Below are 2,496 nucleotides of genomic sequence, written 5' to 3'. Positions count from 1 at the left end.
CGGGCATCCGCCTGGGCAGCCCCGCCGGCACCACCCGCGGCTTTGGCGAGACCGAATTCCGCCAGATCGCCGACTGGATCATCGAAGTGGTCGACGGCCTGGCCGCCAACGGCGAAGACGGCAACGCCGAAGTCGAAGCCCACGTCCGCGCCCAGGTCGCAGACCTCTGCAACCGCTTCCCCATATACCCGAACCCGTAAGCCGAAAGGTCCCAACCATGAGCTTTCAACCAATTGAACAAGCCCCCGCCCGCCTGAACCGCAGCGAGCTTGCCGTGCCCGGCAGCCAGCCCGGAATGTTTGAGAAGGCTGCGAAATCGGACGTGGATGTCATCTTTCTCGATCTGGAAGACGCTGTCGCGCCCGATGAAAAGGAACAGGCGCGCAGGAACATCATTCAGGCGCTGAACGATATCGACTGGGGCAACAAGACCATGTCGGTCCGGATCAATGGTCTGGACACCCATTACATGTATCGGGACGTCGTGGATGTTGTCGAACAGGCGGGCCAGCGTCTGGACCTGGTCATGATCCCCAAGGTCGGGACAGCCGCAGATGTATATGCAGTCGACATGCTGGTGACCCAGATCGAAGACGCCAAGGGGTACAAGAAACGGATCGGGTTCGAACACATCATCGAAACCGCGCTTGGTATGCAGAATGTTAGCGCGATCGCGGCTGCATCTAAGCGCAATGAAAGCCTTCATTTTGGTGTCGCGGATTATGCCGCCTCGACCCGCGCGCGGACCACAATCATCGGGGGTGTAAACCCGGACTATTCGGTTCTGACCGACCCGGATGCCGACGGAGGCCGCCTGACCCACTGGGGCGACATGTGGCACTACGCCCTTGCCCGCATGGTGGTTGCGGCGCGCGCCAACGGGCTGCGCCCCATTGACGGGCCTTTTGGCGATTTTCAGGACCCCGACGGTTACAAGGCCGCCGCAAAACGTGCCGCCGTTCTGGGCTGCGAGGGCAAATGGGCCATCCACCCCAGCCAGATCGCGCTTGCCAATGAGGTGATGTCGCCCTCGGATGCCGAAGTTACCAAGGCACGGCGTATCCTTGTCGCCATGGCCGAGGCCGAGGCAGACGGAAAAGGTGCCGTGTCTCTGGACGGTCGTCTGATCGACTATGCCTCGATCCGTCAGGCCGAAGTACTGGTTGAAAAGGCCAGTCAGATCGCTGCGGCCTGATCGCCTGCACCAAACCCGACCTGCGTGGGCGCATTGTCTACGCGGGCTCGGTGCTGCGTTGACTGGTGGATCACGAGACCAACGCGAAAGGTTATCCGTGTTCCGGGGCGGCCGTCCCCAGAAATCGCTTGTTCCGAATTTCGTCCGGGCTGACGTCGAAGCTGCGTTGAAAGGCGCGTTTCAGCGCGACGGTCGATGAAAAGCCGGTCGCTGTCGAGATTTCAATCTGCGACATGTTGGTGAATTGTAAAAGGCTCTGCGCCCGCTCCAGCCGTAGCTCTTTGTAGGTCGACAAAAGTTTCGCACCGGTTTTGCTTAGAAACCTTCGCTGTAACTGGCGAGTCGAGGTCCTGAGCACATTGGAAAGTTCCGAGATCGTCAAAGGATCTTCGATGTTTTCCTGCATCGCATCCAGCGTGCGCATGACAAGCTGATCACCTTTTGCACGGTGCACCAGACGGGCGGCAAGCGTGCTGCCGTGCTTTTGTGTGGGTTCCGTCAGTCCAATGTATCCGCGCAGTATGTCCGCGATATGTTCCCCGTGGTCGATCGACACAAATTCTGACAGCAGGCGCAGCGCGCTTAGCCGGGTGGTTGCGCTATGGGCGCACCCGTCTGCGGCCAGATGCGTGCCGGTGCCACAATCTTCCAGCCCGCCCTCCAGTGCAGCGGCTGCGAAATTCGGGTGGACAGCAACGGTGTTCCGGCCTGTTCTTCCGAGTTGCGGCAGAAGCAGCACCGCGCCGCCGACCAGTACAACCCGTGAAGACAGGTTCAGGACCTGCGATACCCAGAATCTGCGCGAATGTGGAATGGACCAGATGTTCTCCAGATCTCCCCAGAAAATCGCCGTTCGTCCGGCCCAGTATAACGGTCCGCCCGCAGGTTCCGAGCCAGCGACACGAAGGTTGACCGCATAGGTGCAGTCTTCGGCCAGAGTGTTTAACGCCTGATAGAATTCGATGACCATTCCAGCTGACGCCATAGCCGCTTCACGGTTGAGAATGACATCGATATGTTTCAATCTTTCGGGTGCCTCAGGCTCCGTTTCAGACAGATTGGCGTGATCATTTGCGAGGACATAGTGTTTCATTGTTCCTCCGACGATTTGGGCGTGGCAGCGCCCCGATTGGCGCTGCCCTCAGGGTGTAAATCCGATCCGTCAGGCGAATTGACGGATCGGACAGACACGGGTTTCACTCAGCGGCGTCTTCGTATTCTGTCATTGGTGGGCATGTGCAGACGAGGTTTCGGTCGCCGTATGCGTTGTCGACGCGGTTGACGGGGGACCAGTATTTGTC

The 2,496-nt window shown here is 59.4% G+C and carries 2 protein-coding genes and 1 pseudogene; 2 read left to right on the top strand and 1 reads right to left on the bottom strand.

From position 1 onward, the window contains the following. Window positions 1-200, top strand: a pseudogene (glyA, locus tag ACR0DS_RS20250) (serine hydroxymethyltransferase); the annotation flags it as partial. A gap of 17 nt (window positions 201-217) precedes the next feature. Beyond that, complete coding sequence (locus ACR0DS_RS20245) at window positions 218-1,195, top strand: HpcH/HpaI aldolase/citrate lyase family protein (RefSeq protein WP_480560871.1); 978 nt, start codon at window positions 218-220, stop codon at window positions 1,193-1,195. A 91-nt stretch (window positions 1,196-1,286) separates the two neighbouring features. Here ACR0DS_RS20245 and ACR0DS_RS20240 read toward each other — a convergent pair whose 3' ends face one another. Continuing rightward, window positions 1,287-2,288, bottom strand: coding sequence for a helix-turn-helix domain-containing protein (locus ACR0DS_RS20240; RefSeq protein WP_480560873.1), 1,002 nt, complete (start codon window positions 2,286-2,288; stop codon window positions 1,287-1,289). Window positions 2,289-2,496 lie beyond the last annotated feature (208 nt).

Source organism: Ruegeria sp. AF5 (genome assembly GCF_056541905.1).
The sequence above is the reverse complement of the archived record's forward strand: the minus strand, read 5'-3'. Positions and strand labels throughout refer to the sequence as shown.

Excerpts from the sequence above, each read along its gene's own strand:
- ACR0DS_RS20245 (WP_480560871.1), top strand. The coding sequence starts at position 218 with ATGAGCTTTCAACCAATTGAACAAGCCCCCGCCCGCCTGAACCGCAGC.
- ACR0DS_RS20240 (WP_480560873.1), bottom strand. The coding sequence starts at position 2,288 with ATGAAACACTATGTCCTCGCAAATGATCACGCCAATCTGTCTGAAACG.